This window comes from Parabacteroides sp. CAG:2, assembly GCF_000436315.1.
GTDB classification, from domain to species: domain Bacteria; phylum Bacteroidota; class Bacteroidia; order Bacteroidales; family Tannerellaceae; genus Parabacteroides; species Parabacteroides distasonis.
Map to the genome: position 1 here is coordinate 1 of NZ_FR885266.1, position 2,724 is coordinate 2,724.

A 2,724-nucleotide genomic window follows, 5' to 3' on the forward strand; every position below is an offset into this window, starting at 1 on the left:
GGGTGATTAATGATTATTAATAGCCTCTCCCCCCTCCCTCCCACGAAAAAAACATACCTTTGCCAACAGTATTATCCGTGAAGGAATAACGAGACATTTACATGATAAGATCTATTCGCTATATCACTTTGCTAGTCCTGTTACAATTCGTGACCGGCATTTCCGTCCTATACGCCCAGAGCATAACTTCCGCGTCCGGAATCGTGAGAGACTCCGTAAGCGGGGAACCCCTATCCTACGTATCCGTCATGTTCGAGAACTCGACGATCGGGGCGATGACCGACGATGACGGGGCTTTCAGCCTCCAGAATGACAAAGGGCTTACCCGGCTGGTCGTATCCTCGCTTGGATATGACAATAAGGTCGTAAACCTAAAGGCGGGGCAAAAGAACAACGCCCTCAACGTGCTCCTCCGGCCTACCTCGTTCGAGATTGCCGAGGTAGTCGTCAAGCCTAAACGTGAGAAATATTCCCGCAAGGACAACCCCGCCGTGGAACTGATCAAGAAAGTCATAGAGCATAAGAACGACAACCGCATCGAGGCGAAGGACGAGTACCAAAGCGAGGTGTACGAGAAGCTCAGCATGTCGCTGGACGACTTCAACCCCAATCTCGAGAAGAATAAGTTCCTGAAGAAATTCAAGTTCATCAAGAACTATCTGGATACCTCGGAGTTCAACGGGAAACCGATCCTGACGATCTCCGTCCGTGAGACGATCTCCGACCAATACTACCGCAAACATCCCAAGGCGGAGAAGACGATCACCAAGGCCAAGCGCCAGCAGGGTATCGACAAGACCTTGGACGATGGAGGCGCCATCACCGCCAACCTCGAGGAGATATTCAAGGGCGTGAATATCTTCGACAACAATATCAATATCTTGTTGAACCGTTTCGTGAGCCCGCTGTCTTCCACGCTGGCCGTCTCCTACTACAAGTATTATATCATGGATACGGTGGACGTGGCCGGAGACCGGTGCGTGGATCTCGCCTTCGTGCCCGTAAACAGCCAAAGTTACGGCTTCACGGGCCGCTTGTACATCACGCTGGACGGTAATTACGCCGTCAAGAAATTCCTCTTGAACACCCCGGCGAACATCAACCTCAACTGGGTGGACAAGCTCCGGATCGAGCAAGAGTTCAAGCGGATGCCGGATAGCACTTGGGTGCTCGCCAACGAGAATACCTACGTTAATTTCTATATCGTAAAAGGGGCGCAACAGCTCTATGCCCACCAGCTAAGGAATTTCGATAAGTATCAGTTCGACGTGCAGAACGCCGACTCGATCTTCGGCCTTCTCGGCCCGATCCATGAGTTGCCCGACGCCACCGCCCAGACCGACACCTTCTGGATACACAACCGCCATGTCCCCTTGAAAGAGAAAGAGAGCGCCTTGGACGACTTGCTGGCGCAACTTCGCAAGGTACCGGCTTTCAACGTGATCATCAAGACCGCCGAGATATTGATCACCGGTTATATCCCGACCACGGCGGACAAGGATAAGAGCAAGTTCGATTTCGGACCGATGAATACCACGTTCAGCGCCAACCATCTGGAGGGCTTCCGCATGCGTGTGGGAGGTATGACGACGGCAAACCTCAACCCGCACTGGTTCGGTAGCGGTTATCTGGCCTATGGCGTAAACGACCGTAAGCTAAAGTATAACGCCAAGCTGACGTATAGCGTGAACAAGAAGAAATATCACGAGGGAGAAAGCCCGGTGAACAACATCTCCGCGATCCAAGAGTACGACGTATATACGCCCGGTCAGGACTTCCTCTTCACCAGCAAGGATAATATGTTCGTGGCATGGAAGGTGGGCGAGCCCGTCACCATGATGCAATACATCCGCAAGACCATGCTCCAGTACCAGAAGGAATGGCTGAATGGCCTGACCCTTACCACTTGGGCGCGGAACGAGAACAACGAGGCGGCCGGAACGCTCCGCTACGACCGTTACAACGCCGACGGGACATTGACGAACCTAAAGAGTTTCACCAACACGGAGCTAGGGGCCCAGCTTCGTTTCGCCCCGGGCGAGCGTGCCTATAACGGACGAGAGGGTAAGAACTCGCTTTTCAACCTCTCGAAAGACGCTCCCGTATTCAAGCTATCCCATCAGATGGGATTGAAGAACGTGTTGGGGGGCGACTTCAACTACAACCATACGGAGATCAGCGCCGAGAAACGGATCTGGCTCTCTTCCTTCGGACATATCGACGCCTTGGTGACGGCGGGCAAGGTATGGGACAAGGTTCCTTTCCCCTTGCTCATCATGCCGAATACCAACCAGTCCATCACGATCCAGCCGCAAGCCTTCAACATGATGCGTGCGCTGGAGTTCGTAAGCGACCAGTATGTTTCGTTCTACTTCACGTATTATATGAAGGGATGGATCTTAAACCGTATTCCCGGCGTGAAGTGGCTACGTTTGCGTGAGGTGATATCGTTCAGCGGTTTCTACGGAGGACTGACCGATAAGAATAACCCGGCCTTGGACCCGACGGGACTATACCGCTTCCCCGAGGGAACCTCGCCGATGGGCCGTACGCCTTACCTGGAGGCCAGCGTAGGTCTGGAGAACATCTTCAAGATATTACGGATCGATTATTACCGCCGCTTGACGTATCTGGACCAACCGAATATCAAGAAGGGGGGCGTGCGTATAGCGCTGCGGTTCTCCTTTTGAGAATTGAAAATTGAGAATTGAAAATTGAAAATTA

The 2,724-nt window shown here is 52.6% G+C and carries 1 protein-coding gene; it reads left to right on the forward strand.

Features of this window, described 5'->3' with window-relative positions:
* Window positions 1-101 precede the first annotated feature (101 nt).
* Complete coding sequence (locus QVP94_RS03035) at window positions 102-2,690, forward strand: DUF5686 and carboxypeptidase-like regulatory domain-containing protein (protein ID WP_022191932.1); 2,589 nt, start codon at window positions 102-104, stop codon at window positions 2,688-2,690.
* The last annotated feature ends 34 nt before the right edge of the window (window positions 2,691-2,724 follow it).